Raw genomic sequence first — 25283 nt, 5'->3', positions numbered from 1 at the left:
GCCCCGCCTATACTGGAGGCGCGAGCACACAGGATGCCCGCACGGGGCGGACGAACACGTTCCCGCTTGACCTCCTCCAGCGGCATTGCGCTGCTGTTCGCGGCAAGCATTGCGGTCATTGAATCCACGCGCCAGTCTTCCTGCGACTCTCCGGGTGGTCCGGATGGGCGTCCGCGTCATGGGCGGAATCATGGGAAGCCTGCAGGGAAACAGTATGACCGAACTGCTGACCGCGTGACCCGGGCGGTCCGGGCCCGTCCGCATCCAAAGCCCGCCAGCGATGGCGGGCTTTTCATTTGCGCGGGCCGGTCTGTTCAGCCCTCGGCGTCGTTGCCGGCGGCCTTGCGCGGCAGGCGGCCGCGCGGTGCCTCGCGCGGCATCACATGGCGCTTGCCGGGCAAGCCCCCCGGGTAGTCGACGATGCGCGCGGCGCCCTGGTGGCGCAAGCCATGCCATGGCTGGCCAGCCGCGGTGCGCCCGCCACCGAGGATGGTGGTCATGGCCTGCCGGTCGAGATCCATGCTGTCGGGCAAATCCTTGATGACGATCACTGCCATGGCGGTCTCCGGTCAAGCGGGGCCGCGGCCCTGCGGCCGCGGGACCGCTTCAGTATAGGCGAGGCGGTCCCGCGTTCCTGCGCGGGCCCGCCTCGGGTTGCGCTCAGACTGCGGCAAAGTTGCCGCCCCATTGCGACGGGTTGACGTTGACCCCCACCGGGCCGACGCCGGGGCCGACGAAGCTGTTGTTGAGCGTGTTGACGTTGATGCTCTGCAGTTGGGCGATGTTCTGGTTGACGTTGACGGTAACGTTGGCGAGGGGGCCGACATCGCCGACACCGCGGGCGAGCCACGAATTGCCGCCGCGTACGGTGCACAGCGAGGCGCGATCGAGTTCCTTGCTCAGGGCCAGGTCGCGGACGAGGATGGTTGACATGGTCATGCTCCTTTGATGGGGGTGCCGGGGCAGCTGGCGCGGAGGTTGCTGCGTTCAGGCAGGCTCTCCGCGCGCGCTGCGCATCGGGTATCAGCCGAAGATGTTGTTGGTCGCGTTCTGGTTGGTGTGCACGTCAGACTTGACGTGGTCCAGGAAGGCCGAGCCGTTGCCGTTCAGGTTGGTCACGGACTGCATCTGCGCGATGTTCTGCACGGCGCTGATGCTGTGGTCGACCGACACCTTGATCGGCGTGTAGACGGCGGCGAAGGGCAGGTACGACATACCGCCGCGCACGGCTTGCATGCGCTTGCTGTCGAGGGTTGCGGCGGCGGACAGGTCCTGGATGGTCAGCGTGGTCATGATGGTCTCCGGTATCGATGGTCAGTGTTTCGGTTCAGTCTGCTGGCGCGAGGGCTCAGCCGTAGATGTTGTTGGTGGCGTTCTGGTTGGTGCGCACGTCGGACTTGACGTGGTCCAGGAAGGCCGAGCCGTTGCCGTTCAGGTTGGTGACGGACTGCATCTGCGCGATCTCCTGCACGGCGGTGATGCTCTTGTCGAACGACAGGTTCACCGGGCTGTAGACCGCGGCAAACGGCAGGTAGGCGAGGCCGCCGCGCACGGCGTGCATGCCCTTGCGGTCCAGGGTTTCGGTGGAGGACAGGTCCTTGATGGTCAGCGTGGTCATGATGGTCTCCTGGTAGAGGAAGGTGCTGCGTTTGGGTTGGGGTTCGAGCATCGGGTTGGTGTCGCGCTCGAAGGTACTAACGCAGGGACCATGCCAAGGCCTTGGAAACGCCCGATGGTTGCGCATAACTGCCTGAAAACATGGGGGATTCAGTTTCAATGTTGGCTTGGGCGCACGGCCATCCAGCGCGCATGCGGGCCGCGAATGACGGGCCGCGGCCAACAGGCGCGGCGCCGGTGTTGGCGCCGCCGCGACAGTCGCGCACCGCAGTGGCAGCGGCGGCGCCGGGCCGCACGCGCGCGGCGTTGCACGGTGGCCGCGCGCGGTTTGCGCATGCCTTGGGTGCGCACTAGTATCCATCGAAGAGAGGGCATATCCGCAGGGTGGGACGCGTCCTGCCAGCAACCATGTCGGGGCATCCCGTGGCCAGTCTCAAAGACCTGATCCGCAAGTTCCAGAACGGCGGTCTCTCCGACGACGAGTTTGTCGCGTCGTTCGAAACGGCGCTGGCGCAAGACCCCACCACGCCCAGCCAGGCCGCACGTGTCGTGATCGAGGAAAACACGCGCTTTCCGTTTCCGCCCGCGGTCTATGCCGAAGTCATGCGCCGCATCGAGCGCCGCGGCGCCACGCAATACGATGGCGTTGGCGATAGCGCCCCCGACGCCACGCGCCTGGCCGGGACCGAAACCGGCTCGATGTATGCCGCCTCGCCCGAAGCCGGCACGCTGCCGCAGACGCCGGCCACCAAGGGCGTGGGCGATACGCTGAACGGCCGCTTCGTGCTGGAGGAATGCCTGGGCGTGGGCGGCATGGGCACGGTCTACAAGGCGCTCGACCTGCGCAAGCTGGAAGCCTCGGACCGCAGGCCGTATATCGCCATCAAGGTGCTGAACCTGCAGTTCAGCGGCCATCCCAAGTCGCTGATGGCGCTGCAGCGCGAGGCGCGCAAGGCGCAGACGCTGGCCCACCGCAACATCGTCACGGTCTATGACTTCGACCGCGACGGGCCGGTAGTCTTCCTCACCATGGAGTACCTGTCGGGCTCGTCGCTCAACCATGTGCTCAAGGCCCCGGGCTTCGCCGGCATGCCGATGGCGCGCGCCATGCCCATCATCCACGGCATGGGCAATGCGCTGGCGTATGCGCACGAGCGCGGCTTCGTGCACTGCGATTTCAAGCCCGCCAATGTCTTCCTGACCGACAACGGCGAGGTCAAGGTGATCGACTTCGGCATCGCGCGCGGCTTCCTGCCGCCGGCCGACGAATCCGACCGCACGGTCTTCGATCCCGGTTCGCTGGGCGGCATGACGCCGGCGTATGCGAGCCCGGAGATGTTCGAGCATCGCGAGCCCGATCCCCGCGACGACATCTATGCGCTGGCCTGCGTGACCTACGAGCTGCTGAGCGGCAAGCATCCCTACCAGCGGCTCTCGGCCAACCAGGCGCGCGAAGCCGGGCTCAAGCCGGCGCCGCTGGCGCAGCTGGGCCGCACACAATGGAAGACCCTGCGCGAGGCACTTTCGCTTGACCGAGAGACGCGCACGCCGACGGTCGCGCGCTTCCTGCAGGGCATGAGCGCGGCGCCGGCCGCGCCCGCGCGCCGCGCCCAGCCGCTGATGGCGGGCGGCGCGCTGGCCGTGCTGGCCGGTGTGGCCGCACTCGGCTACTACGCCTGGCATTCGCAGCGCCAGGCCGAAGCCCCCGCCGCGGATTCCCGCGCGACCGCCCCGGTCAGCGCCGCCGCGCCGGCGCCCGCGGCGCCAGCCGCCCCCGCGCCTGCCCCCGCAGCGCCTCCGGCGCCTGCAGCAGCCGCTGCGGCGGAGTTGTCGATGGCCGAGGTCGGCAAGCTGCTGGCGGCGGTGCCGTGCTCGCTCCTTGCGGCCGCGCGGCAGGGGCAGACGCTGCACGTGCGCGGCTACCTGGCCGAGAGCGTGGGTGCCGCGCGCCTGCGCGAACAGCTCGGCGGCTTGCCGGGGGCCAAGGCGCTGCGGGAGGTGGTGGTGGAGGCCCAGCCGCTGGCTGCCGACAAATGCGAGGTGGCCGCGCTGATCGCGCCGTACTGGTCGGGCCTGCGGCAGGGCGCGACGGCGTCATCGCTGCAGTTGCGCGGCAAGGGCACGCAATTGACCGAGGGCGCGCCGATGGTGCTCGAGCTGCGCACGCCGGCGCAGGACTCCTACGTTTACGTCGACTATTTCGCGGCGGACGGCAAGGTGGCGCATATGGTGCCGAGCCAGCGCATTCCGGCGCACCAGGCGCCGCCCGCGTATAACGCCTCGATCGGCGACAGTGGCGACTGGATCGTTTCGGCGCCCTTCGGCAACGAACTGGTGGTGCTGCTGACCACGCCGGCGCCGCTGTTCGCGTCGCGCCGTGCCGAGGTGGAGTCGCGGCAGGCGTACCTGCGGGCGCTGGAAAAACCGCTGGCGCAGATGGCGCGCACTTATGGCCGGGATCGCATCAGCGCGGACCTGGTGCAGATTTCCACGCGCGCGCGCTGAGGGCGGTCCCGACCGGCTTGCGCTTTACGCCGCCAGCCGCCGGTTCACTTCATGTCGCGCGCCACGCGAAAGCCGTTCTGTGACTGCCGCACGCTCGGGCTGTACTTGAAGCGCGTCGACGACACCATGTAGCTGGCTCCTTCGCGCCACGAGCCGCCACGGATCACGCGCGCACCGCAGGCGTTCTCGTTCCATGCGCGCCCGTCGGCGGGCGCGCCCTTGTATGAGCTGTGCCAGCAATCGGCCACCCATTCCCACACGCTGCCGTTGACGTCATGCAGGCCGTAGGGATTGGGTGCGAACGAGCCCACGGGCGCCGGCGCGTCCTGGTTCCACGGATCGCCACAGTCCTTGCAGTTGGCATTGCCCTTGCGCATCTGGTCGCCCCACCAGTAAGCGGTGGCGCTGCCGCCGCGCGCCGCGTATTCCCATTCCGCCTCGGTGGGCAGCCGGTAGCTCTTGCCGGTGGTCTTGCTGAGCCACGCCACATACTGCTGCGCGTCGTCCCAGCTGACGTCGCGCACCGGTGCGTTCTTCGCGCTGTCGGCGGTAGTGGGGATGCGCTGGCAGCCGCCGGCGTCGGCGCAGGCGTTCCATTGTTCCACCGTGACTTCATAACGGCCGATGGCAAAGGGCTGGGCGATGGCGACGTGATGCGGCGGCTTTTCGGCCGGGTCGCTGGCGCTGCTGCCCATGGTGAAGCTGCCGGCCGGCACCGTGACCAGCGCCGGGCAGGCCGGACAATCGCGGATCTCCGCGGTGCGCAGGGTGGTGCTGACCACGCCTTCGCCTGCCGTGCCGGTGCGCGGCGCTGCGGCCGCTGGCGCGGACGGCCGCGCAGCCGCAGGTGCGGCCGAAGCCGGTGGCGCCGGGGCTGCTGCAGGCGCCGGGGAACGCGAGACTTGGCCGCTGGCGGTGGCGCCGGCGCGTGGCGGCGGCGCTGGTGCTGGCGCCTGCGCCTTCGGAGCAGGGGCGCTGGCCGCCAGGCGCTCCAGCCTCGCCTTGGCCAGGCCGGCGAAACGGCCGTTGGGGTACTGCTTCAGGTAGGCCTCGTAGTCGGCGGCGTAGTTGCTGTTCTTGATCGATTCCCAGAAGCTCAGCTCATACTGCTCGTCGGTGTTCTTGGGCAGGATGCCGGCCAGCAGCAGCGGCCGGGCTTGCGGCGATTCACCAGCCGCGGCCACGGGTATCGCAGTGGCGAGGAGCGCTGCCGTGGCGGCTGTCGGGATCATCGCAGCCACGCGTACGACTGGTAGGTTGCGCCACATCTTCACACCTCGCTGGAGCCGCCGCGCTTGCGTTGCATGCCGGTATGCGCCGGCATGCGCCGGGCGCATTGTGGTGTTGCCGGGACGTCGACCGGCTTGCTTCAAGATAGCACAGCGCGTGTGTCCGCGGCGGGGCATCGCCACCCGGCTGCGGCACGCCGGGGTCGCATTTTCCTGGCATGCGTCCTAACCTGAATGACGAATCGCCGAGCGCTGACCAACAAGCAACAAGAAGGGGCTTTCGGGACAACGTGATCGGGTTTCGGGATAGATCTCCGGGAGGCGACGCGTATGTCCAGACGATTCCTGCTCCGCCTGGTGGCGGCGGCCACGCTGGCCGCCGCGCCTTCGCTGTCGTTGTCGACGGCAGCGCCGCCCAATGCCGAGGTCTATATCATCTGGCCGTACGACGGCGCGGTCATTGGTGGCGGCAAGTTCTGGGTGCGCATGGGCCTGCGCAATATGGGCGTCTGCCCCAAGGGCGTTGAATCGCCGCGCTGCGGGCACCATCACCTGCTGATCGATACCGAGCTGCCGCCGCTCGACAAGGAAATCCCGTCGGACAAGAACCACCTGCACTTCGGCGCGGGCGAGACCGACGCGCGCATCGAGCTGCCGCCCGGCAAGCACACGCTGCAATTGCTGATAGGCGACGCCAGGCATGTGCCGTTCGAGCCGCCGGTCTATTCGAAGAAGATCACAGTCACGGTGAAATAGCGGCAAATCGCGGCGCCGCGTGCGCCGCGCACGCCGGCCGAGGCCGATAAACCAACAGGGGAGAGCGCCATGTCCCGACTACTTGCCGCGGCTGTCTTCGCCGTCAGCCTGTTGCTGCCCGCATGGGTGCAGGGCGGATCCACGCCCGCGCCGGCCAATGCCTATCTGTACATCGGCTGGCCCAATGACGGGCAGACCTTGCCGGCCGGCAAGCCGTTCAAGGTGTGGTTCGGGCTGCGCAACATGGGGGTGGCGCCCAAGGACGTGAAGTTTCCCAATACCGGTCACCATCACTTGCTGATCGACGTGGACTTGCCGCCGATGGACAAGGAGATTCCCAACGACCGCAACCACCTGCATTTCGGCGCGGGGGAGACCGAGACCGCGATCGAACTGGCGCCGGGCAAGCATACGCTGCAGCTGCTGATGGGAGACGACAAGCACATACCGACCAACCCGCCGGTGTATTCGAAGCGAATCACGATCTACGTGAAGTAGATATCCAGGGTGCCGGCACGACGACCGCGCCGGTTGTTGGCCTGGTCCCAACAACGCCCCTGCGATCTGTTGGCGGCCTCCCGCCACCTCGCACTGGCTTTAGCCTGGCGCACCCGTCACCGGCCACGCGCGGACAGCGAAAAACCCCCGTGTTTACAGGCACTTCCACCATCGCGACCCGCCTCGCAGGCGCGCTGGCACAGTCCCTGCGTTTGTCCCTCCCGAGCGCGACACCTACCCGATGCTCGAACCCGAAACCCCTGGCAATACCTTCCTCTACCGGAGACCATCATGACCACGCTGACCCTCACCGACCTGACCACCGCCGAAACCCTGGACCGCAAGGGCATGCAAGCCGTTCGCGGCGGCCGCGCGCTGCTGCCGTTCGTGCCTGTGTTCCAGCCGCTGAACCTGTCGTTCGATAAGAGCATCACCGCCGTGCAGGAGATCGCGCAGATGCAGTCCGTGACCAACCTGAACGGCAATGGCTCGGCCTTCCTCGACCATGTCCGTTCGCATGTGGATACCAACCAGAACGCCAGCAACAATATCTCTCGTTGAGAGGATGGTTGAGATGGCGCTGCGCCGCGGGGGCGTCCCCGCGGCGTTTTGACTGACCCCGTGCTTGTCGGGGTTGGAGCGCGCGCCCGCGCGCACCACAATACAGACAGACGCGGCGGCCAAGCGGCAACGGCAAGACGCAAAGCCATGCCGGCCACCGCCGTCGCACGCAGGAAATCACCGTGCCCGAGTGCCCCAATCCCCCGTCCGTGCTTGCGGTGACCCGCGTGCCGCGCCGTGCCGCCTGGTTTGCCGCGCTGGCGGCAAGCCTGGCCATGCTGGCGGGCTGTGCCGACTTCCGCCCGCCGGTGTACCAGCGTCCCGAGACGCCGGCCAAGGCCGAATGGTCGCGCCAGGAATCGATCACGGTATCGCCGGCCGAAGCGGTGCAGCCCAACTGGTGGCTCGGCTTCAAGGACCCGTACCTGAACCAGCTGGTCGAACGCGCGCTGGCCGGCAACTACGACATCAAGGTGCTGGCGGCGCGCATCCGCGTGGCCAACGCACAGATCAGCGAGGCCCGCGCCGGCGGGCTGCCGGTGATCGATGTCGGCGCCGGCGCGAGCTTCGAAAAGAGCACCGGGCAGAAGTCCACCTGGACCTATAACGTCGGTGCCCAGCTGAACTGGGACATCGATATCTGGGGCAAGGTGGAGAAGGGCGTGCAGGCGCAGGCCGCCGAGTTCCGTGCCACCGAGGCGGACTGGCGCGCCGGCTACCTGACGCTGGTGGCCAATGTCTCCACCACTTACTTCCAGATCCTGCAGTTCGACGAGCAGATCGAGCAGCAGACGCGCACCGTGGCCAAGAACGGGCAGATCCTGTCCACCTACCAGGCCATGTACCAGAACGGGCTGGTGCCGAAGATCCGCGTGATGCAGCAGCAGGCGGAAATCAATCGCCTGAACAAGGACCTGCTCGAGCTGCGCCGTTCGCGCGATGTGGCGGAGAACGCGCTGGCGACGCTGGTGGGCGTGCCCGCCGGCAATCTCAAGGTGCCGGCAGGACGCCTGCAGGACCGCGTGCAGCCGCCCGCGGTGCCGGCGGGGCTGCCGTCGCAGTTGCTGGCGCGGCGCCCGGATGTGGTGGCGGCGGAGTACCGCGTGCTGGCCGCCTACAACATCGTCGGCCAGGCCCGCCTGGCGCAATTGCCCAGCATCAGCCTGACCGCGCGCGGCGGCACTGCCAGCTTCGCGCTGAGCGACCTGCTCAAGTCCTTCACCTTCGGCTTCATGCCGAGCATCAACCTGCCGATGCTGGACCCCGGAGTGCGGGCGCGGGTGAAGACCACCGAAGCGCAGGTCGGCGTGGCGGAAAACGAATATGGCCGCACCGTGATGACCGCGTTCGAAGAAGTCGAGACCGCGCTGGTCAATGTCGACGCCCACAAGAAGCAGCGCATCGAACTGCAGCAGCAGGTGGAGCAGTTGCGCGTCGTGTCCGCGCAGATCGAGGCGCAACTGAAGGAAGGCGTGGTCTCGCAGCTCGAAGTGTTCGAAACCGAGCGTTCTCTGCTGGCCGCGCAGCTGCAGTTGTTGGCGGTCCACCAACAAATCCTGGGCGACACCATCACGCTCTACAAGGCGCTCGGCGGCGGCTGGCCCGCGGCGGATGTGCGCAACACCGCCCTGAATCCGCCGCAATAAGTGGTGCCAGCGATGCTGGCGCAAGCCGCGCGTTGCGCAACGCTTGCGCGGCATGCCGCGCCGGGCCGGCGGCTTGCCGCGCGGCGATGCCGCTGCCAGCCCAACCACGCCTGCCGCCGTCGATTGACTAGCCTAAGCCGTCGCCTACTATGTTCTTAGTCGCTTCATCCCCCTGGCCTGCCGCCGCGGCAGCCGCGCTGTTGGCTCGCTGGAAACATGGCTCCTGACGAAGCACTGATCATGGAAATGCCGGTGAAAATGGCCCAGGGATTCGCTCGGGACGTCGCGCAGGACGCGGCGCAGGAATTCGATGTGTTCCTGACGCCCGTGACGCGCCCCGAGCTTGGCGAAATCCGCATCGATGAAGCGCTCTTCGCCGTCGGCCGCAGCGAGTTGCCGTTCGCGGCCTACCCGGAAGCACTGGCGGCGCCGCTGTCGCGGCGCCATGCGCGGATTTTTTCCGAGCATGGCGCGGTCTATGTCGCCGACCTCGGCAGCAAGAACGGCACCCGCGTCAACGGCGCTGCGGTGGCGCGCCAGCCGGCGCAGCTCAGCGATGGCGATGAAGTGGCCTTCGGGCCGGCGTTGTCGTTCCGGGTGCGGCTGTCGCCGCGCGCGCCGCAGCCGGAGCCGCCGCGCGTGGCGCTGACGCTGGTGCCGGAGCGCCATGACGTCGGCCTGCAGCCGCTGCACGTGGAACAGTTCCCGTACCTGATCAGCAAGGGCGACGATGCCTTCGCGCGCTTTCGCGACAGCTATCCGCACCAGGTCAACTACCTGTCGCGACGCCATGCGCATGTGTACCTCAAGGGCGGTATCCCCTTCATCGAGGATCTCGGCAGCACCAACGGCACCTTCGTCAACGGCAAGCGCCTGGCTGACCACGGCGTGCCGCTGGACGATGGCGACCGGATCGCGTTTGGCGGCAACCACTTTGTCTACCAGGCGCAGATCCGCTACGCCGGCGATGGCGATGCCACCGCGACGCGCTCGCTGCTGGAGCCCGTCGCCGCGGCGGACACGCCGGCCGCGTCCGACCCCGCCACGCCAGGCGCCCGCGACGACGGTGACCACACCACCTTTGTCGGCGCGCCCGATTCCTTCCTCGACATCTTCTGCGTCGACTACGCCGCCCATCAGGAGGACGAGGTCAACGCCGAGGCCGAGGCCCTGGCCGCCGCTGCCACCACTGCGCAAGACGGCACGCAGGGGCACCGACGCGGCCGCGGCGCGTTGCTGGTGGCGGAAGGCGCGCGTCTGTTCGGGCTCGACGACACGGCGCGCACACGGCGCGCGGCGCGCTGGGGTGGGGCGTTGCTGCTGCTCGCACTGGTCGCGGGCGCGCTGGTCTACTGGCGCGGCGCGCCGGAGCGCGCGGTGCAGTCACGCTTCGCCGCCGGCGACCACGCGGGCGCGGCGCAGGCGGCCGACAGCTATCTGGCGCGAGATCCCGGCGATCTCCGGGTTCAGGCGGTCGGTACCGAAGCCCTGTTGCGGGCCTATGTGCCCGATTTCGCCGCCAGGCTGAAGGCCGGCGACATGGCCGGTGCCGCAACCGTGCTCGCGCGGATGCGCACGCTCGGCGCACACAACGCGGAGGCGCGGCCGCTGGTGGCCGAACTCGACTGGATCAGCAGGCTGGAACGCTTCACCGCGCCGCGCGGCGCCGATGCGCCGATCCGTCTCTACACCGACGAGGCGCCGATCCGCGAACTGCTGGCGTACTGGAACCAGGACACCGCCGCGCACCAGCGCGCGCTCGGGCGCATCGCGGGCGAGGTGCCGGCGTTCCGCGACCTGTATGCCGATGCGCTCAGCGATGTGCGCCGGCTGCAGAACGATGCCTCGGTCTATCTGGCGGCGATCGACCGGCTCAATGCCAGCATCACTGCCGAACTGGGCCGCGACCGCCCCGAGGCCTTGCAGCCGGTGCTGGCCGAATACCGCGAGAAGTATCCGCGCCTGGCCGGCGTGGAACGCGTGCAGTCGGACCTGGATCGCTACACCAGCCTGATGCAGGCATTGCGCGCGCGCCGGCCGGGGCAACTGGTGGCGCGGCTGGGCGACAGCCGTTTCGCCACGCCGCCGTTCCAGGCGCAGCTTGCCAGGCTGGCCGCGCGCCTGCCGCCGCCGGACCTGGCGCGCCAGTATGCGAGTGCGGCCAGGGCCTGGCAGCAGGGCGACAGCAGCGCCGCGCTGGCCGCGCTCGGGCAGATCCGTGGCGGGCCGTGGGCCGACGACCTGGCGCGCGACCTGGCGCACAAGCAGAAGGTCGCGGCGCAGTATGCCGCGTTGCAGGCCGCGCGCGGCAGCCGTGGCCACGAGGATCGTCTGCTGGACTTCTACGCATTGCTCGATGCGGACGAAGACCGCTATTTCGCCAAGGCCGTCGAGGCCGATGTCAACGGCGTGCGCGACAGTGCCCTGCGCCGCGCGCGCGAGCTGATGGCGAGCGCGGTCGCGGCATGGAAGCAGTATCGCGCCAACGGCGTGATCGGCGGCGAGCAGCGGCTCGAGCCCGGCATCTCGCCGAGGTTCCGCGCGCAGGCGCGGCTGCTGTCACAGGCGCAGGACGACGCGCGCCAGGGCATGCGGATCTTCACGCAGTTGCGTGCGGGCGAGAGCGCCGACCTGGCGCAGCTGGCCAAGGTCGAGCAAGAGATCCGCGCCGAGGCGGACCAGCAGCGGCACGCGCTGCGCGAACTGGGCACGGTGCTCGATCCCGCCGTGCTCAAGGCCAAGCTCGAGCTGATCGGCGGTGAAGACACCGGCAAGGCGCCAGCATCGGCCGCGGCGGCCGCGGCCACGCCACCAGGTCCGGCGGGGAAGCCATGAAGGACGATGCCCGCCACGCCGGCCTCAAGCCGTTGTCCGAGGCGCTGGAAGACCACGGCGCCGAAGGCATCGGCCTGCTCAGCGCCGAGCCCTCGCGCCTGGGCCTGCTGACCATCGTCACCACCTTTGCGCTGGTGCTATGCGGGCTGGTGTGGTCGTTCGTCGGGCACGCCGATGTCATCGTCACCGCGCAGGGCGCGCTGGCACCGGAATCCGAGGTGCGGCGCTTCTATGCCCCGGTGGACGGCGAGCTTGCCGATCTTTACGTGGCGGAAGGACAGCCCGTGTCCAAGGACGATGTGCTGGCGCGCCTGAATGCGCGGGGCGCGATCGAGGCCGCCGCCAACGCGCTGGAGGCGCAGCTCAAGCTGGAAGACTCCGAACGCGAGTGGAAGCAGTTCCCTGACAAGAAGGCGCTGATGGAACGCCGCGCGGCGGCGCTCAAGCAGCAGATCGACGTGGCCACGCGCCAGCACGAGACCCGCATTGCCGAAGGCACCACGCGGCTTGCCGAGCAGCAGCGCGCCCAGCTGCAGGAAGCGCGCAGCAACCTCGAGAACGCGCGGCGCGCGCGCGAGTTCGCGCGCCAGGAGCAGGACCGCTATGCGCGCCTGCTGGCGCTGCCCGGCGGCGGCGGCGTGTCGCAATCGCAGGTCGACGCCAAGCGCGCCGCCGCACAGGATGCGGAGAACACCCTGCGCGTGGCGCAGTCGCGGCTGACCGAACTGGAAGCGCGCCTGGGCCGCGAACTGACCCAGGCCAGTTCCGAGCTGGAAAGCAGCGGCCAGGACCTCGCCGGCCTGCGCGTGCAGTACGACGCGGCGCTGCGCGAGATCGCCAATACCGAGGACAAGCTGCGCCTGCAGGTGCAGACCGCGCGCCTGGTGGCGGACGCCGCCGCTCGCATCCGCTTCGAGAATATCGACAAGGACAACTTCCTGCTGATCCTGGCGCCGGTGTCCGGCGTGATCACCGACGTCACCTCGACCCAGCGCGGCGACAAGGTGCAGGCCAATACGCCGCTGGGCGGCATAGCGCCCAAGGATGCGCGCCCGGTGGTGAAGATCGTGATTGCCGAGCGCGACCGTGCCTTCCTGCGCGAGGGATTGCCGGTCAAGCTCAAGTTCAATGCGTTCCCGTACCAGCGCTACGGGATCATCGACGGCACGCTGGAGTTCATCTCGCCCGCGACCAAGCCGGGCGGGCCTGACAAGCAGCCGGTCTACGAGGGCCGCGTGCGCCTGGCGCGCGACTATTACACCGTGGCCGACAACAAGTATCCGCTGCGCTATGGCATGACTGCCACGGCGGAGATCGTGGTGCGCGCGCGGCGCCTGATCGATCTCGGGCTTGACCCCTTCCGCGAGGTGGCCGGCTAGCGCCGCGGTGGCACACCGCAACAGCATCTGGACAGCCGGGCGCGCAGCCGCGCCAGGCCGTCAAAGGAGTAGGAAACATGACTGGCATCGTGCGTATCGACGACGAGGTGCTTGGCGTCGAGGAATTCGTGCGCCTGCTCAAGCTGACCGGGCAGTTTGAAGGGCTGGTCGAGCAGATCGTGCGCGACAAGCTGACCGTGCACGCGGCCAGGCGGCAAGGGCTGGTGGTCACGCCGGAACAGATCCAGGAACGCGCCGACCAGTTCCGCCGCGTGCAGGGCCTGCACCGCGCCGCCGACATGAACCACTACCTGGATGCGCTGAACGTCAGCCTCGACGAGTTCGAGGCCTTCATCACCGACAGCCTGTACCAGGAGCGCATGATGGAGCAGGTGTGCAGCGAGGCCGCGGTGCAGGAGTACTTTGCGCTGAACTCGCCGCGCTTCGACAGCATCGAGGTCAGCCATATCGTGGTCGACAGCGAGGGCAAGGCCAAGGAACTGATCTCGTACCTGCAGGACGACCCCGAGGCCTTTGCCGAGATGGCGCGCGAGCACTCCATCGCCGACACGCGCGAGCGCGGCGGCGAGATCGGCAAGGTGCTGCGCGGCTCGCTCAAGACCGACATCGAGGCCAAGGTCTTCAACGCGGAGCCGGGCGACCTGCTGGGGCCGTTCCCGGCCGCCGACCGCTCGTTCTTCGAGGTCTTCCTGGTGCGCGACAAGCACCCGGCCACGCTCGACAGCGAGGTGGCGGTCGAAGTGCGCCGCCTGCTGCGCGAGGACTGGCTGATGGCCCGGGCGCAGGAACATGTCATCGAAGCCCGCTAGCGAAGCCGGGCCGGCCGGCGCTGGCGCCGCCACCGCCGCACCGCAGCAGCCGGAGGCGGGGCCGGCGCTGGCCGCTTTCCTGGCCGGCGTCGAGATCCTGTCAGTGCTGACGCCGGAGGAGCTGGCGCGGCTGGCCGACGCCGCGCAGGTGCTGAGCTTCGGCTTTGGCGACACCGTCTGCAATGCCGGCGAAGCCGCGCCGGGCTTGTTTATCGTCAAGTCCGGCTCGGTGCGCGTGTTCAACGAAGAGCACGGCAAGGAAATCAGCATGGGGGTGCGCAAGACCGGCGAGGTCTTTGCCGATATCGCGCTGCTGCGCGACTACCGGCACGAGTCGTCGGTGCGCGCCTCGGGCAAGACCGAACTGCTGATGATCCCGCGCAGCGTGAGCGAGCCGGTGGTGGCGGGCAACCCCGCCGCGCTGGCATTCATCACCAGCTATGTCGCGATCAGCTCGGCCGGCGGCTTTGTCGCGCGGCTGTTCGACCTGCGCGGCAAGCTCGACAAGCAGGAGCTGGAGGACGCGGTGCGCAGCGTCGGCGTCAAGCGCGTGGCGGCCGGTCGCGAAATCCTGAAGCAGGACGGACGCGAGGACCGGCGCCTGTACGTGGTGCGCCAGGGCACTGTGCGCATCGTGCGCAGCGAAGAGGGCAGCGAGTTTCCGCTGGCAACGCTGGGCCAGGGCGATATCTTCGGCGAGCGCGCCTGCGTGATGCGGCAGGAACAGCTGGCCTCGGCCATTGCCGAGACCGACGTGCGCCTGCTGGTGATTCCCGAGAAAACCGTACAGCTGATCCTGGAGCGCAATCCGCGCCTGCGCGAGGTGCTGGAGGAGCGCATCCGGGTGCTCGATCGCGAGCTGCACCGGCAAAAAAAGCTAGCCGAGCGGCGCAAGCGCCCGGTGCTGCTCGACCTGGCCTCGAAGCCCGAACTGGGCGAGAAGCTGATCCGCCGTTTCGCGCTGGTGGAGCAGGCCGAGGAAATGGATTGCGGGGCGGCCTGCCTGGCGATGATCTGCCGGCACTACGGCATCCCGATGACGCTGGGCAAGCTGCGCGAACTGGCCAATGTCACCACGCAGGGCGCCACGCTCGACAGCCTGGCGCGGGCGGGCGAATCGCTGGGGTTCACCACGCGCGGGGTGCAATGCACGCGCGATTCGCTGATGGGCTTCGAGCTGCCGTTCATCGTCCATTGGGAGGGCTACCACTACGTGGTGGTGTACGGCATCTCGTCGCGCTGGGTATGGGTGGCCGACCCGGCCATCGGCTTCCGCAAGATGAGCGCCGAGGAATTCGAGCGGGGCTGGAGCGGCACGTGCCTGCTGTTCTCGCCGGGCGAAAGCCTGACGCAGCTGTCGGTGCAGCGCTCGCCATGGCTGCGCTTCATCGGCTATTTGGCGCCGTACAAGAAAATCCTGGCACACCTGTTCCTGGCGACCTTCGTGATCCAGATGCTGGGCGTGGTGCCGCCGCTGATCATCCAGAACATCCTCGACGGCGTGGTGGTGCACCAGAACGTGGGGCTGCTGCACCTGCTGATCGCGGGGCTGGTCATCTCCAGCGTGTTCTCGCAGCTGATGTCGACGATCCGCGCTTACCTGGCCAACTTCATGGTGCGCAACATGGATTTCGCCATGATGTCGCATTTCTTCAAGCACACGCTGTCGCTGCCGCTGTCGTTCTTCGCCAAGCGCAAGACCGGCGACATCTTCGCGCGCTTCCAGGAGAACCAGACCATCCGCGCCTTCCTGACCGAATCCACGGTGACCACGGCGCTGAACCTGCTGATGGTGTTTATCTACTTCACCATCATGTTTCTCTACAACGTCAAGCTGACGCTGCTGCTGATTGCCTTCGTGATCCCGATCGCCGCGCTGACGGTGGTGGTGACGCCCCGGGTCAAGGCCTATGCCCGCGAAGTCTTCGCCGCCTCGACCGATGCCAAGGCCTACCTGATGGAGACCCTGGGCGGCGCCGAGACCGTCAAGGGCATGGGCATCGAGCGCCCGGTGCGGCTGCGCTGGGAGCGCAAGTACACCAAGGCGCTGGAGGCGCAGTACAAGGCGCAGGCGTTCCATATCCTGGTCGGGCTGGCGAGCCAGCTGCTCAATGCCGCCACCACCATCGCCGTGCTGTGGGCGGGCGCGACGCTGGTGCTTGAGCGCGAGCTGACCATCGGCCAGCTGATTGCCTTCAACGCGTTCATGGGCAGCGTTCTGGCGCCGCTGATGGGGCTGGTGGCGCTGTGGGGCCAGCTGAACGACGCCGGCGTGGCGATGGAGCGCCTGGGCGACGTGCTCGACCTGGAGCCCGAGCAGAAGCCGCAGGACGTGCTGTCGCGCGTGATGCTGCCCGACCTGCAGGGCGAGATCGTGATGAAGGACCTGTACTTCCGCTACGGCGGCGAGGACACGCCTTATGTGCTGGAGAACATCAGCTTCGCCATCCGGCCCGGCGAGATGGTGGCCATCGTCGGGCGCAGCGGCTCGGGCAAGACCACGCTGGCCAAGCTGCTGGTGGGCTTCTACAAGCCCACCGAGGGTTCGATGACGGTGGATGGCTATGACCTCAACGTGATCGACGCGGCGTTCTACCGCGCCCAGGTGGGTTACGTGATGCAGTCCAACCTGCTGTTCTCCGGGACCATCGCCGAGAACATCGCCTGCGGCGACGACAGCCCGGACCGGCGCCGCATCGAGGAAGTGGCGCGCATGGCCGACGCGCATGCCTTTATCAGCAAGCTGCCGCTGGGCTACGAACAGGTCGTGGGCGAGCGCGGCATCGGCCTCTCGGGCGGGCAGATCCAGCGGCTGTGCATTGCGCGCGCGCTGTACCACGACCCGCGCCTCCTGGTGTTCGACGAAGCCACCTCGGCGCTGGACACGCAGTCGGAGAGCAACATCCTGGCCAACATGCAGGAAATCCTGCGCGGGCGCACCGCGGTCATCATCGCGCACCGGCTCAGCACCATCATGCAGGCCGACAAGATCCTGGTGCTGTATGAAGGCGCCATTGTCGAGCAGGGCCGGCATGAAGAGCTGCTGGAACGCAAGGGCATGTATTTCCAACTGGTGCAGAAGCAACTGAGTGCCGCATGAAGCTATACAACCAGGGTGCCACCCCCGTCTCGGTGACTTCGCCGGTGTCGTTCGCCGGGCTGATCGAGAAGATCGAGATCCTGCGCTCGACGCTGCGCTGGGCGTCGAAGCTGGACCGGCCCGAGATCGAGAAGCTGCTCAAGCAGGCCACCACGCTGCGCGACGAGGTAATGGGCCTGTCGCACAAGGAGCGTTTCGTGCAGGCGGCGTCGGCCGAAGCCGCGCCGCCGCAGCCGGAGGTCGAACGCCTGCCGCGCGAGCGCCGGCAGGCGCTGATGGAGCGCAGCTTTATCTTTGAAGGGACCTTCGGCGACAACCCCCGCCTGCTCGAAGCGCTGGAAATCGCCGAGAAGGCCGCGCCGACCGACTTGCCGGTGCTGATCGACGGCGAGAGCGGCACCGGCAAGGAGCTGATGGCCAAGGTGATTCACGCCAATGGCTCGCGCACCGACAAGCCCTTCATCTCGGTCAACTGCGGCGCCATCCCCGACAGCCTGCTCGAGTCCGAACTGTTCGGCCACAAGAAAGGCGCTTTCACGGGCGCCAGCAACGACCGGCGCGGCAAGTTCGAAAGCGCCCATACCGGCACCATCTTCCTCGACGAGATCGGCGAACTGCCGCTGACCGGGCAGGTCAAGCTGCTGCGCGTGCTGGAGGCGCACGAAATTCAGCGCGTCGGCTCGGACGAGATCATTTCGGTCGACGCGCGCATCGTCGCGGCGACCAACAAGGACCTGCGCCGGATGAGCCAGGCCGGCACCTTCCGCGAAGACCTGTTCTATCGCCTGAGCGTGATCCACGTCAGCCTGCCGTCGCTGCGCGAGCGGCGCGACGAGATCCCGCTGCTGGTGTCGTTCTTCAGCGACGAGGCCGCCGGCATGCTCAGGCGCGCGCCGGTCAGGCTGACGCCGCGGCTGCGCGACTTCCTGCTGCACTACGACTACCCCGGCAATATCCGCGAGTTGCGCAACCTGCTGTACCGGCTGAGCTGCCTCGCCGGCGATACCGCCGACCTGCCGCACCTGCCGCAGGACCTCCGGCCGAAGCCCGCCGCGCTGGCGGTGGTCGGCACCGGCGCGACCGGCGCAACCGGCGCGGACATTGCCATGGCGACATCGCTGAGCGAGGCCAAGCGCGCGGCCAGCGACGAGGCCGAGCGCGCCTTCCTTGAGCGCGGACTGCAGGAGGTGGGCGGCACGGTCGCCGAACTGGCCCGGCGCTTCGACATGAACCGTTCGCACCTGCAGATGCTGCTGAAGAAGCACGGCATCCACTCCAAGGACTTCCGCGCCAGCCGGCAGGCCGAAGGCGGCAAGGGGTAGGGCGCGCGAGGCTTCAGGCGTCCAGCTCCGGGTTGACCAGCGTCCGGTCCGATCCGTAAGGATCGGCCGCGCGCAGCACCACGACCGACACGTTGTCGCGCCCACCCGCATCGAGCGCCTTCTGCACCAGCGTCAGCGCGGCCTGCGCCACGTCCTGCTGCGCCAGCACCGCGGCGATCTCGTCATCGTCGACTTCATTGCTCAGGCCGTCGCTGCACAACAGGTAGACATCGCCGTCGGCCACGTCTGTCAGCAGTTGCTCCGGCGCCAGCGTCGAAGCCGCGCCGACGGCGCGCGTGATGGTGTTCTGCGCGGGATGGTGACGCGCCTGCTCCGGCGTGATCAGGCCCCGGGCCAGCAGGCGCTCGACCTGGTTGTGGTCGCGCGTAAGGCGCGCCAGCTCGCCGCCACGCAGCCGGTACAGGCGGCTGTCCCCGGCCCACAGGCAGGCACAGCGGCTGTCGCCGGCGAGCAGGACCACCACGGTGCTGCCGATGCAGCGCACGCCCAGGCGCGCGGCTTCGTCGACCAGCGCCAGGTTCACGCCCTGCAAGGCCGCGCGCGTGGCGTCGATCCGGTCTTCCAGCCGCGCTTGCGGCGGCAGCGCCGCCAGCGCCCGCACCACCGCCTGGCTGGCGAAATCGCCGACGGCATGGCCGCCCATGCCATCGGCCACGGCCCACAACGCCTGTCCGGGCAGGTCCAGGCAAGCGTCCTCATTGCGCTCGCGCACGCGCCCGACGTCCGTGCACGCCGCCGAGGTCCACCGGAAATGCGAGTCGCAACCCAATCTCGTCTCCGCTCCGCATCCGCCCGGTCTACGCCACCGCGCCGGTCGCGCCCGAGGCCTTGGCCACGGACGCACCAGCGCTCAATTCCGCACCGGATCAGACCAGCCGGCCGTCGTTCCTGGCACCCTGGTCGGCCCGGACATTGATGTTGGCATTGGGCGCGTTGTTGCGGATATCAATGTTCTGGAACTGGTTGTTCATCTGATCAGCATAGAAGCTGTAGTTGATCTCGTAAAAGTTGATCACCGCGCCGAGCGGCGCCGGCGACGACGGCACGAACGGGCGGATCCAGCCGAACACCCACTGTCCGCCTGCGCCGCTCACGCGCGCCATGGCGGCGGGAGCCAGTTCGCGGCAGCTGGCAAGGTCACGGATCGAAAGGTTGGCCATGATGCGGTCTCCGGGGGAAGCGGCGTTGCGCCGGGGCGGTACGGACAGTGAGCAAGCGGCGTGCCACGGCCGCATGGCGGACCGGCGCCGACCGGAAACCATGGCCTGCCGCGGGTTCCGGGCCAAGCGGGAACGAAGCGCCGCCGGCACCTAGCCGCGCCGCGTTGGTTGCCTGCCGACACCCCGGCATGCCAGTGTCGGTGAACCCCCACCACTGCGGCGGCGCCAGGCCGCAGGCGTGCGGATTTTGATATACTCCGGCCCGTCTCCAGGATCACCGCGCCCGCGGCTTCCGGTCCTGGCAGTCCTGTCCCTCGCCGTAGTTCAATGGATAGAACGAGCGCCTCCTAAGCGCTAGATACAGGTTCGATTCCTGTCGGCGGGACCATAGAATACTTCGCGGCAGTTCGCAAAAGTTCTCCATCACCAAGTACGTCAAGGCTCTACGCAGAATCGGTGTTCGCCAAGGTTCGCCTTTGAGCGTTCGCATCCGTCACTTTTTGGGGCATTCTTACGGGTCTCTTCGAAGGCCCCTATTTTGGGTGCCCCTAAAGCGATGCCCCGCACGCTCGAGCCATTAACCAATACCAAAATCCGCAATGCCAAGACACGTGAGAAGCCTACAAGGTTTTCGACGGCGGCGGCCTGTATATCGAGGTAATGCCGGATGGCCGCAAGCTGTGGCGCTTCAAGTACGTGCGGCCGTCCGGGAGCGGAAGCCGTCGTTCGAAGCCGTGGCCAGGGACTGGCACGCCACCCAGACGGGCAACTGGAACGAGGTCTACGCCGGCAAGGTGCTGGCCTGACTGGAGAACGACGTCTTCCCGACGCTGGGCGGCACGCCCATCGCAGACATAAGGGCACCGGCCGTCCTGGATCTGTTGAGGAAAGTCGAAGCCCGCGGCGTGCGCGACACCACGAAGCGGATCCTCCAGCGCATGCGCGCCGTCTTCCAGTACGGGATCATCTACGGGCTGTGCGATCGCAACCCGGCCGCCAACATCGACAGCGCCGCGGCGCTGAAGTCGGAGCCGGTCCAGCATCAGGCGCGTGTGTCACAGCTGGAGCTGCCGCAGCTGCTGCGCGACATCGATGTCTACGAGGGCGACGCGGTGACGCGCCTGGCGCTGCAATTCATGACGCTGACATTCGTGCGCACCACAGAGATGATCCAGGCGCGGTGGACCGAGATCGACGAGGCCAAGGCCGAGTGGCGCATCCCCGCCGACCGGATGAAGATGCGTGACCGCACATCGTGCCGCTGTCAACGCAGGCCTTGGCCGTCTTGGCTTAGCTGCGTGAGATCACCGGGCACCGTGACCACCTCTTCTACAGCCCGCGAGGCAAGACCGGGTACATCAGCAACAACACAATGCTCTATGCGCTGTACCGGATGGGGTACCACTCACGCATGACGGGGCACGGCTTCCGTGGGGTGGCCTCGACCGCGCTAAATGAGCTAGGGTTTCGACCAGATGTGATGGAGCGGCAGCTGGCACACGTTGAGCGAAACAAGGTGAGGGCGGCTTACAACCATGCTCGGTACTTAGTCGAGCGGCGGCAGATGATGCAGGTATGGGCTGATCATCTTGCCTCACTGGTAACGAGCGAACCGATTCGCTACGGAATAATGAACAAGGGGGAGCGACTGTGAACGAGATGACTCTGGATGAGTTTCGCCATCGGAACCGGATCAGTGAGGATGACTGGATCAAGAGCGAGTGCGACTGGGACGTACTGAAGGCCATCGGTGCGGACCACACTGCAAACCACGACCAGCTAGTCACGACGGCGGAGATGTTTGCCAGAACGATTCAGCGAATCAGTGGTGTGCATTATGTGCGCTTCGGGGTAAAGGATGCCGAGCATCTGCTGGAAAAGATCGTCCGTAAGTGCGCCGTGCATGTGGAGAAATACAGGGCGATCACAGTACAAAATTATCACGGGGTAGTAACGGACCTTGTGGGAATACGAGCGCTACATCTCTTCAAGAACGATTGTTTTCAAATCGATGAGGGCATTCGAAGCAATTGGCCTCTGGCCGAGGCGCCAACGGCCTACGTCCGCGCAGGTGATCCCGAGGAGTTCCGGCAGTCCCTTCGCGAGCGTGGTTTAGACGTAAAGGAGCACGGTGCCGGCTATCGCTCCGTTCACTATGTCGCAACCAGCCAGCCTGGCATGCGGAAGGTTTCAGTCGAGATCCAAGTGCGCACAATATTCGAGGAGGGCTGGAGCGAAATTGATCACAAGATTCGATATCCCAATTTTTCGGACAACGCGCTGATTGGGTATTTCCTCGCAATCTTCAATGGCCGGCTCAGCAGATGAGATGGGCAGCTTTGTGTTGCAACTCGCTAGTTCATTGAGTGCTGCTGATGCTCAATTGCAGGCGGCCAAGGGGGAGCGCGACGAAGCCCTTGCCAGTATGGATGCGGCTCTGACGGAAGCTCAGCAAAGCCGGCAGGAGGGCCAAGAAGTGCAGGAGACTTTGGCGAAGGCTAGGAAAGAGATGGAGCGCTTGAAGCGCAGTTCGGTCGATGTGACGCTGGCCAGCGATGAAGCTATCGGAAAAAGCCGCAACTCTTCCACCAATGCACTCATGAAACTAGTGTCGCCATCCCTTGCCGATAGCGCCGCGGCTGCATTCCAGAAGTACTACCAGAACAGTTCGTCAGCACAGATCGAGAAGTTCTTGAAGGGCAACTCAATCGGTAGGCTTTCACAGTACGCCGAAGCAAGCTCGGTGAATGAGTTGAAGAAGCTGCTGGACGAAAGTGGAGTCTCTCAAGTACGGGCTGCAGCCAAGTTGCTCGGCAAAGAATTCGAATAACGCTGCAGGTGTGCGTTACAGGTAAGTGCTGTAGAGTGTGAATACAGGAAATACCATGTAATACCTGGGAAGAATCGAAGTTTCTTCCATGTCGTCGAGGATGCGCGCACCATAGCGCCGCCGAAAATACTGGAGCGTTCCTTCTGTACTTAAAAATCTGTTGGGTCTCGATGAATTCCTTCCATCGCGGCGATTGGCTGTCGCTCGCCCAGTCCGTTGCGTCGATGATTGCAATCGTCGGAGCTTTCGGCGTCGTCTTTCTGCAGCACCATTTGCAGAGGGACCGGGAAGCTGCTGCAGAAAGGGCTAAGTTCAACAGGGTGCTGGCGTTGGCAATTTGGACAGTGCAGAAGCTGTACGACGTTACGGTGGAGCTGAAGGGTGTCAGCGAGAAGGCTTTTGTGGACAATTTTGGCGATTATGCGATGGAGCGGGTGCGTGACTTGCGAGCAGCAATTTCTATGCTGCCCTTGTCGGAACTAGACGAGCGCCGCGCAACAGCTTTGATTTCCGCACGAGATGCCACAAACCTGTTAATCGCCGTAATCCATGTTGCTCGCACAAAACTGCCTCCAGCCACCGCGGAGGATTATCTTGTTGGGCAGCTTTCTAACCTTTCCAAAGTTATTGGAAAGGAGCTTGATGTCATAAAAGGTGAGCCGGGAAGCGATTCGAAGGCCTGATCCGTCCTCGTGGGTACTCCGTTGCCGCAGCGACCGTCAGCTATTGGCTCTTGGCCGTACCCTCAGCGGCATGGCAGCGGTCACTTGAGAACATGGCGACGGATACCGGTGATGCCGGGTGGTAGGCCAGGGGCGTCGCCCTGGGGCGCTTCGGGCTGTAGGAAGTCCCAACCGCTCGCGCCAGACGCTTTGACGAAGTCGACCTCCACCTTGGCGCTATCAACCAGGACGCGCGCCACGTCCGCGACCGCGCGGGCCCTGTCGACGTCCATTGGGTTGTCGCGGTTACGCAGGTCCGCGAGGGTGTCCAGCAGATGCTGACGGACGGTGCTGATGTTGTTCGAGCTCATGACTGCTTCTCCTTTGCCTCGCGGGCAATTCGATTGACCTGGCGCGCAATTGCGCCTTTGAGCTGTATCAAGCGGAACAGCTCAGGGGACTTGTTCTTGGGGTGGTTGCGGCGCGCTAGCTCTGCGCGACTGATGAGCTCGAGGTTCTCGAGCACGATGTTCTTCCGGTTGGCATCACGGAAGACGATCACATGCCATGGCCGTGTCATGCCCGCTCCTTGCTATCTATGGAGTCCAGTTGGCGCATGCGCACCTGCACGGCGCGCTCGACGGTCCTCTGCAGGCCTGGTACCTCAACTGCTGCGTGGCATTGCGCGCGGCTGAACCCCTTAACCGCACGGATTCGACCTTCCGTGGTGACGGGGTAGGTCTGATGGCCGTTGTAGCAATTCGCCTTGAATGGTGTCGTCGATTCGCTCATGTCATTGATCCTCGATCGATGCGAGGAGGGCGGCCATCGGCCCGAACTTCACCCAGCGCGACAGCGGCTGGTGCGGGTGCTTCACCGCGGCGCACTTAAGCTCGCGTGCCAGGCGTTCGAGCTGCGCCACGCGCGCGGCGAGCGCGACATTGGTGTCGCGCGCGACCACCAGGAGCGATTCCACTTCTGCCAGCGTTCGCATCAGTGTCCCCCGCGCGTCGCGACGATCCGCTCGTCGACCCACTTCTGGACCTCTTCCTCAATCCAGCCGCTGGCGCGGTCCAGTTTGATCGGCGCGGGGAACGTGTGTTCCTTGATCCGTTCGTAGATCGCGGTCTTGCCGAGGCCCACGCGCTGGCTTACTTCGGGCAGCCGGATGATCCGGCGTTGGGGTTCGGCGTTCATGGTTATGCGGCCTCCCTGATGCTTCCTACCTGGTGGTCCTCTATCCAGTAGGCGGTGATCGATTCAGGCAGTGCGCCCGGCGGCGCCTTGAGGCTTATGAAGACCAGCGCGGTATCGATTTCGCCCGCCGCGGCTAGATCGTCCAGCCACCAGAAGAGCCGGTCGCGCTCAGCGCCAATCAGCACGTCAGCCCGGTCCAGCACCAGCAGGCGCATGCCCGTTAGGCGCGAGATGGCCTCGGCCAGCAGCGCGTCGGCGCGCCACTTTTCAGACTCGGAGAACAGGGCGTAGGGGCGCCCGCCGTCGCCGGTGATCGCCATGTCGGCGCCAATGCCGATTCGCATCCATTCCGATTCGACGGCAGCGGCCGCCAGGCGCTCGTTGATCGGGTCCAGTGCTTCGGACAGCAGTTCGGCCGGGATGCCGCTGGGGCCGAAAGCGTCGGCCAGCGCCTCCCATGCGACCACGTCGGCGTGGTTCTGGGCCGCCTTGGCCGTCTGCTCGGCGGCCTGGGCGATCGCACGGCGCGCGGCGCGCGCGGCTTCGAGTTCCTCGCTGACCTTACCGATAGCGGATTGCAGAATCGACAGCTCGTTCTCGATCTTCGACCGCAGCTCGCCGTTCTCGCCGGCCGCGTCAGCCGCGGCGTCCTTGCGCAGCAGCTGGAGCTGCTTGGCAGCGGCGTCCGCCGCGTCACGCTCGGCTGCGCGGCTCTTCGGGGCGTTTTCCAGCACCTTGAGGCTGCGCTCGTACTCGGGCAGGCGGGCCGCGGTTTCCGGATCTGCCTGGGTCGGCTCGTACTTCGCTAGCTGGCCGGCCAGGAAGAGCAACATGGCGCCGCATTCGGGGCAGGCGCGCGGCATGCCGGCCACCTTGCCGCCGGCAGCAGCGCGCAGCGCTTCGACTTTGGGCAGGAAGGCGTCCAGCTCGGCTCGCGCGCGCGCGACTGTCGCCATCGCCGTGGCGGCGGATGCCGTTGGCAGCGGAAGCTCCAGCTCGTCCTTTGGCACTAGTGGTGCGCAAAACTACACCGTCCCATTCATGCGAACTGATATCTCGCTGGCCCAGTCGCTGTACTACCAATCCAGCAGTACTGCAGGCACACCGTCGTTCACCATCAACATAAGCTCGTATA

General features: G+C 66.6%; 26 protein-coding genes, 1 tRNA gene and 1 pseudogene. 15 read left to right on the top strand and 13 right to left on the bottom strand.

All coding sequences use genetic code 11. From position 1 onward, the window contains the following. Positions 1–314: 314 nt before the first annotated feature. The 4 genes from ACOCMH_RS28185 to ACOCMH_RS28170 all read right to left on the bottom strand — a co-directional run bounded on the left by ACOCMH_RS28185 (position 315) and on the right by ACOCMH_RS28170 (position 1618). Positions 315–557, bottom strand: a complete 243-nt coding sequence (locus ACOCMH_RS28185) for a hypothetical protein (protein ID WP_427310543.1) — start codon at positions 555–557, stop codon at positions 315–317. A 103-nt stretch (positions 558–660) separates the two neighbouring features. Then, complete coding sequence (locus ACOCMH_RS28180) at positions 661–933, bottom strand: hypothetical protein (RefSeq protein WP_427310541.1); 273 nt, start codon at positions 931–933, stop codon at positions 661–663. A gap of 90 nt (positions 934–1023) precedes the next feature. Next, the gene (locus tag ACOCMH_RS28175; RefSeq protein ID WP_427310540.1) at positions 1024–1293 is read right to left on the bottom strand and encodes a hypothetical protein; all 270 of its coding nucleotides are present in this window, start codon (positions 1291–1293) and stop codon (positions 1024–1026) included. 55 nt (positions 1294–1348) lie between these two features. Further along, entirely contained in the window at positions 1349–1618 is a 270-nt protein-coding gene (locus ACOCMH_RS28170; RefSeq protein WP_171516117.1) for a hypothetical protein, read from the bottom strand. Positions 1619–2025: 407 nt separating this feature from the next. On the opposite strand from ACOCMH_RS28170, the gene ACOCMH_RS28165 reads away from it, so the two are divergent. Beyond that, a complete protein-coding gene (locus ACOCMH_RS28165) occupies positions 2026–4122 on the top strand; it encodes a protein kinase domain-containing protein (protein ID WP_427310538.1) in 2097 nt (698 codons plus the stop codon). 44 nt (positions 4123–4166) lie between these two features. On the opposite strand, the gene ACOCMH_RS28160 is transcribed toward ACOCMH_RS28165, so the two are convergent. Further along, on the bottom strand, positions 4167–5354 hold the full coding sequence (locus tag ACOCMH_RS28160) for a formylglycine-generating enzyme family protein (RefSeq protein WP_427313385.1): 1188 nt from the start codon (positions 5352–5354) through the stop codon (positions 4167–4169). Positions 5355–5681: 327 nt separating this feature from the next. Here ACOCMH_RS28160 and ACOCMH_RS28155 point away from each other — a divergent pair, with 327 nt between their 5' ends. From ACOCMH_RS28155 to ACOCMH_RS28115, 9 genes are all read left to right on the top strand, one after another. Continuing rightward, positions 5682–6107: a DUF4399 domain-containing protein gene (locus tag ACOCMH_RS28155; RefSeq protein WP_427310536.1), complete on the top strand. Its 426-nt coding sequence runs from the start codon at positions 5682–5684 to the stop codon at positions 6105–6107. Positions 6108–6176: 69 nt separating this feature from the next. Further along, entirely contained in the window at positions 6177–6605 is a 429-nt protein-coding gene (locus ACOCMH_RS28150; RefSeq protein WP_427310535.1) for a DUF4399 domain-containing protein, read from the top strand. A 291-nt stretch (positions 6606–6896) separates the two neighbouring features. Beyond that, on the top strand, positions 6897–7166 hold the full coding sequence (locus ACOCMH_RS28145) for a hypothetical protein (protein ID WP_427310533.1): 270 nt from the start codon (positions 6897–6899) through the stop codon (positions 7164–7166). 182 nt (positions 7167–7348) lie between these two features. Continuing rightward, positions 7349–8812: an efflux transporter outer membrane subunit gene (locus tag ACOCMH_RS28140; protein ID WP_427310532.1), complete on the top strand. Its 1464-nt coding sequence runs from the start codon at positions 7349–7351 to the stop codon at positions 8810–8812. Positions 8813–9028: 216 nt separating this feature from the next. Then, positions 9029–11647: an FHA domain-containing protein gene (locus ACOCMH_RS28135; protein ID WP_427310531.1), complete on the top strand. Its 2619-nt coding sequence runs from the start codon at positions 9029–9031 to the stop codon at positions 11645–11647. Further along, positions 11644–13026 (top strand): HlyD family efflux transporter periplasmic adaptor subunit, encoded by a 1383-nt coding sequence (locus tag ACOCMH_RS28130; RefSeq protein ID WP_427310529.1) that lies wholly within the window; start codon positions 11644–11646, stop codon positions 13024–13026. The genes ACOCMH_RS28135 and ACOCMH_RS28130 overlap by 4 nt, the downstream gene beginning before the upstream one ends. A 77-nt stretch (positions 13027–13103) precedes the next feature. Then, a complete protein-coding gene (locus ACOCMH_RS28125) occupies positions 13104–13856 on the top strand; it encodes a peptidylprolyl isomerase (protein WP_427310528.1) in 753 nt (250 codons plus the stop codon). Then, complete coding sequence (locus ACOCMH_RS28120) at positions 13837–16956, top strand: peptidase domain-containing ABC transporter (RefSeq protein WP_427310526.1); 3120 nt, start codon at positions 13837–13839, stop codon at positions 16954–16956. The genes ACOCMH_RS28125 and ACOCMH_RS28120 overlap by 20 nt, the downstream gene beginning before the upstream one ends. Continuing rightward, positions 16953–18278, top strand: a complete 1326-nt coding sequence (locus ACOCMH_RS28115; RefSeq protein ID WP_427310524.1) for a sigma-54 interaction domain-containing protein — start codon at positions 16953–16955, stop codon at positions 18276–18278. Before ACOCMH_RS28120 ends, ACOCMH_RS28115 begins: the two co-directional genes overlap by 4 nt. A 13-nt stretch (positions 18279–18291) precedes the next feature. Here the strand turns inward: ACOCMH_RS28115 and ACOCMH_RS28110 are convergent, their stop codons facing one another. Together ACOCMH_RS28110 and ACOCMH_RS28105 are read right to left on the bottom strand one after the other, a co-directional pair. Next, entirely contained in the window at positions 18292–19068 is a 777-nt protein-coding gene (locus ACOCMH_RS28110) for a PP2C family protein-serine/threonine phosphatase (RefSeq protein ID WP_427310522.1), read from the bottom strand. 97 nt (positions 19069–19165) lie between these two features. Then, positions 19166–19459: a hypothetical protein gene (locus tag ACOCMH_RS28105; protein ID WP_427310521.1), complete on the bottom strand. Its 294-nt coding sequence runs from the start codon at positions 19457–19459 to the stop codon at positions 19166–19168. Between the two features lie 313 nt (positions 19460–19772). Here ACOCMH_RS28105 and ACOCMH_RS28100 point away from each other — a divergent pair. The 5 genes and pseudogenes from ACOCMH_RS28100 to ACOCMH_RS28080 all read left to right on the top strand — a co-directional run bounded on the left by ACOCMH_RS28100 (position 19773) and on the right by ACOCMH_RS28080 (position 22972). Next, positions 19773–19847, top strand: a tRNA-Arg gene (locus ACOCMH_RS28100). Positions 19848–20015: 168 nt separating this feature from the next. After that, positions 20016–21113 (top strand): annotated as a pseudogene (locus ACOCMH_RS28095) (tyrosine-type recombinase/integrase). A gap of 5 nt (positions 21114–21118) precedes the next feature. Next, entirely contained in the window at positions 21119–21787 is a 669-nt protein-coding gene (locus ACOCMH_RS28090) for a hypothetical protein (RefSeq protein WP_427313384.1), read from the top strand. A gap of 1 nt (position 21788) precedes the next feature. Beyond that, positions 21789–22289, top strand: a complete 501-nt coding sequence (locus tag ACOCMH_RS28085) for a hypothetical protein (RefSeq protein ID WP_427310519.1) — start codon at positions 21789–21791, stop codon at positions 22287–22289. Between the two features lie 170 nt (positions 22290–22459). Beyond that, positions 22460–22972, top strand: coding sequence for a hypothetical protein (locus ACOCMH_RS28080; RefSeq protein WP_427310517.1), 513 nt, complete (start codon positions 22460–22462; stop codon positions 22970–22972). 80 nt (positions 22973–23052) lie between these two features. Here the strand turns inward: ACOCMH_RS28080 and ACOCMH_RS28075 are convergent, their stop codons facing one another. From ACOCMH_RS28075 to ACOCMH_RS28050, 6 genes are read right to left on the bottom strand one after another with little or no spacing between them, the layout of a single operon-like run. Continuing rightward, positions 23053–23322, bottom strand: coding sequence for a hypothetical protein (locus ACOCMH_RS28075; RefSeq protein ID WP_427310515.1), 270 nt, complete (start codon positions 23320–23322; stop codon positions 23053–23055). Continuing rightward, positions 23319–23531 (bottom strand): HNH endonuclease, encoded by a 213-nt coding sequence (locus ACOCMH_RS28070; protein WP_427310514.1) that lies wholly within the window; start codon positions 23529–23531, stop codon positions 23319–23321. Before ACOCMH_RS28070 ends, ACOCMH_RS28075 begins: the two co-directional genes overlap by 4 nt. Next, the gene (locus ACOCMH_RS28065) at positions 23528–23743 is read right to left on the bottom strand and encodes a hypothetical protein (protein ID WP_427310512.1); all 216 of its coding nucleotides are present in this window, start codon (positions 23741–23743) and stop codon (positions 23528–23530) included. The genes ACOCMH_RS28070 and ACOCMH_RS28065 overlap by 4 nt, the downstream gene beginning before the upstream one ends. Before the next feature lies 1 nt (position 23744). After that, positions 23745–23945 carry a hypothetical protein gene (locus ACOCMH_RS28060; protein ID WP_427310510.1) on the bottom strand — a complete coding sequence of 67 codons (201 nt, stop codon included), beginning with the start codon at positions 23943–23945 and terminating at the stop codon, positions 23745–23747. After that, entirely contained in the window at positions 23945–24148 is a 204-nt protein-coding gene (locus ACOCMH_RS28055) for a helix-turn-helix transcriptional regulator (protein ID WP_427310509.1), read from the bottom strand. Before ACOCMH_RS28055 ends, ACOCMH_RS28060 begins: the two co-directional genes overlap by 1 nt. Positions 24149–24150: 2 nt before the next feature. Beyond that, positions 24151–25104, bottom strand: a complete 954-nt coding sequence (locus tag ACOCMH_RS28050) for a hypothetical protein (RefSeq protein WP_427310507.1) — start codon at positions 25102–25104, stop codon at positions 24151–24153. Positions 25105–25283: the final 179 nt, after the last annotated feature.

The organism is Cupriavidus sp. H39 (assembly GCF_050271075.1).
Classification (GTDB): domain Bacteria; phylum Pseudomonadota; class Gammaproteobacteria; order Burkholderiales; family Burkholderiaceae; genus Cupriavidus; species Cupriavidus necator_B.
The sequence above is the reverse complement of the archived record's forward strand: the minus strand, read 5'-3'. Positions and strand labels throughout refer to the sequence as shown.

Coding starts and splice junctions, on each gene's coding strand:
- ACOCMH_RS28185 (WP_427310543.1), bottom strand. CDS start 557: ATGGCAGTGATCGTCATCAAGGATTTGCCCGACAGCATGGATCTCGAC.
- ACOCMH_RS28180 (WP_427310541.1), bottom strand. CDS start 933: ATGTCAACCATCCTCGTCCGCGACCTGGCCCTGAGCAAGGAACTCGAT.
- ACOCMH_RS28175 (WP_427310540.1), bottom strand. CDS start 1,293: ATGACCACGCTGACCATCCAGGACCTGTCCGCCGCCGCAACCCTCGAC.
- ACOCMH_RS28170 (WP_171516117.1), bottom strand. CDS start 1,618: ATGACCACGCTGACCATCAAGGACCTGTCCTCCACCGAAACCCTGGAC.
- ACOCMH_RS28165 (WP_427310538.1), top strand. CDS start 2,026: ATGTCGGGGCATCCCGTGGCCAGTCTCAAAGACCTGATCCGCAAGTTC.
- ACOCMH_RS28160 (WP_427313385.1), bottom strand. CDS start 5,354: ATGATCCCGACAGCCGCCACGGCAGCGCTCCTCGCCACTGCGATACCC.
- ACOCMH_RS28155 (WP_427310536.1), top strand. CDS start 5,682: ATGTCCAGACGATTCCTGCTCCGCCTGGTGGCGGCGGCCACGCTGGCC.
- ACOCMH_RS28150 (WP_427310535.1), top strand. CDS start 6,177: ATGTCCCGACTACTTGCCGCGGCTGTCTTCGCCGTCAGCCTGTTGCTG.
- ACOCMH_RS28145 (WP_427310533.1), top strand. CDS start 6,897: ATGACCACGCTGACCCTCACCGACCTGACCACCGCCGAAACCCTGGAC.
- ACOCMH_RS28135 (WP_427310531.1), top strand. CDS start 9,029: ATGGCTCCTGACGAAGCACTGATCATGGAAATGCCGGTGAAAATGGCC.
- ACOCMH_RS28130 (WP_427310529.1), top strand. CDS start 11,644: ATGAAGGACGATGCCCGCCACGCCGGCCTCAAGCCGTTGTCCGAGGCG.
- ACOCMH_RS28125 (WP_427310528.1), top strand. CDS start 13,104: ATGACTGGCATCGTGCGTATCGACGACGAGGTGCTTGGCGTCGAGGAA.
- ACOCMH_RS28120 (WP_427310526.1), top strand. CDS start 13,837: ATGTCATCGAAGCCCGCTAGCGAAGCCGGGCCGGCCGGCGCTGGCGCC.
- ACOCMH_RS28115 (WP_427310524.1), top strand. CDS start 16,953: ATGAAGCTATACAACCAGGGTGCCACCCCCGTCTCGGTGACTTCGCCG.
- ACOCMH_RS28105 (WP_427310521.1), bottom strand. CDS start 19,459: ATGGCCAACCTTTCGATCCGTGACCTTGCCAGCTGCCGCGAACTGGCT.
- ACOCMH_RS28090 (WP_427313384.1), top strand. CDS start 21,119: ATGACTCTGGATGAGTTTCGCCATCGGAACCGGATCAGTGAGGATGAC.
- ACOCMH_RS28085 (WP_427310519.1), top strand. CDS start 21,789: ATGGGCAGCTTTGTGTTGCAACTCGCTAGTTCATTGAGTGCTGCTGAT.
- ACOCMH_RS28080 (WP_427310517.1), top strand. CDS start 22,460: ATGAATTCCTTCCATCGCGGCGATTGGCTGTCGCTCGCCCAGTCCGTT.
- ACOCMH_RS28075 (WP_427310515.1), bottom strand. CDS start 23,322: ATGAGCTCGAACAACATCAGCACCGTCCGTCAGCATCTGCTGGACACC.
- ACOCMH_RS28070 (WP_427310514.1), bottom strand. CDS start 23,531: ATGACACGGCCATGGCATGTGATCGTCTTCCGTGATGCCAACCGGAAG.
- ACOCMH_RS28065 (WP_427310512.1), bottom strand. CDS start 23,743: ATGAGCGAATCGACGACACCATTCAAGGCGAATTGCTACAACGGCCAT.
- ACOCMH_RS28060 (WP_427310510.1), bottom strand. CDS start 23,945: ATGCGAACGCTGGCAGAAGTGGAATCGCTCCTGGTGGTCGCGCGCGAC.
- ACOCMH_RS28055 (WP_427310509.1), bottom strand. CDS start 24,148: ATGAACGCCGAACCCCAACGCCGGATCATCCGGCTGCCCGAAGTAAGC.
- ACOCMH_RS28050 (WP_427310507.1), bottom strand. CDS start 25,104: ATGGCGACAGTCGCGCGCGCGCGAGCCGAGCTGGACGCCTTCCTGCCC.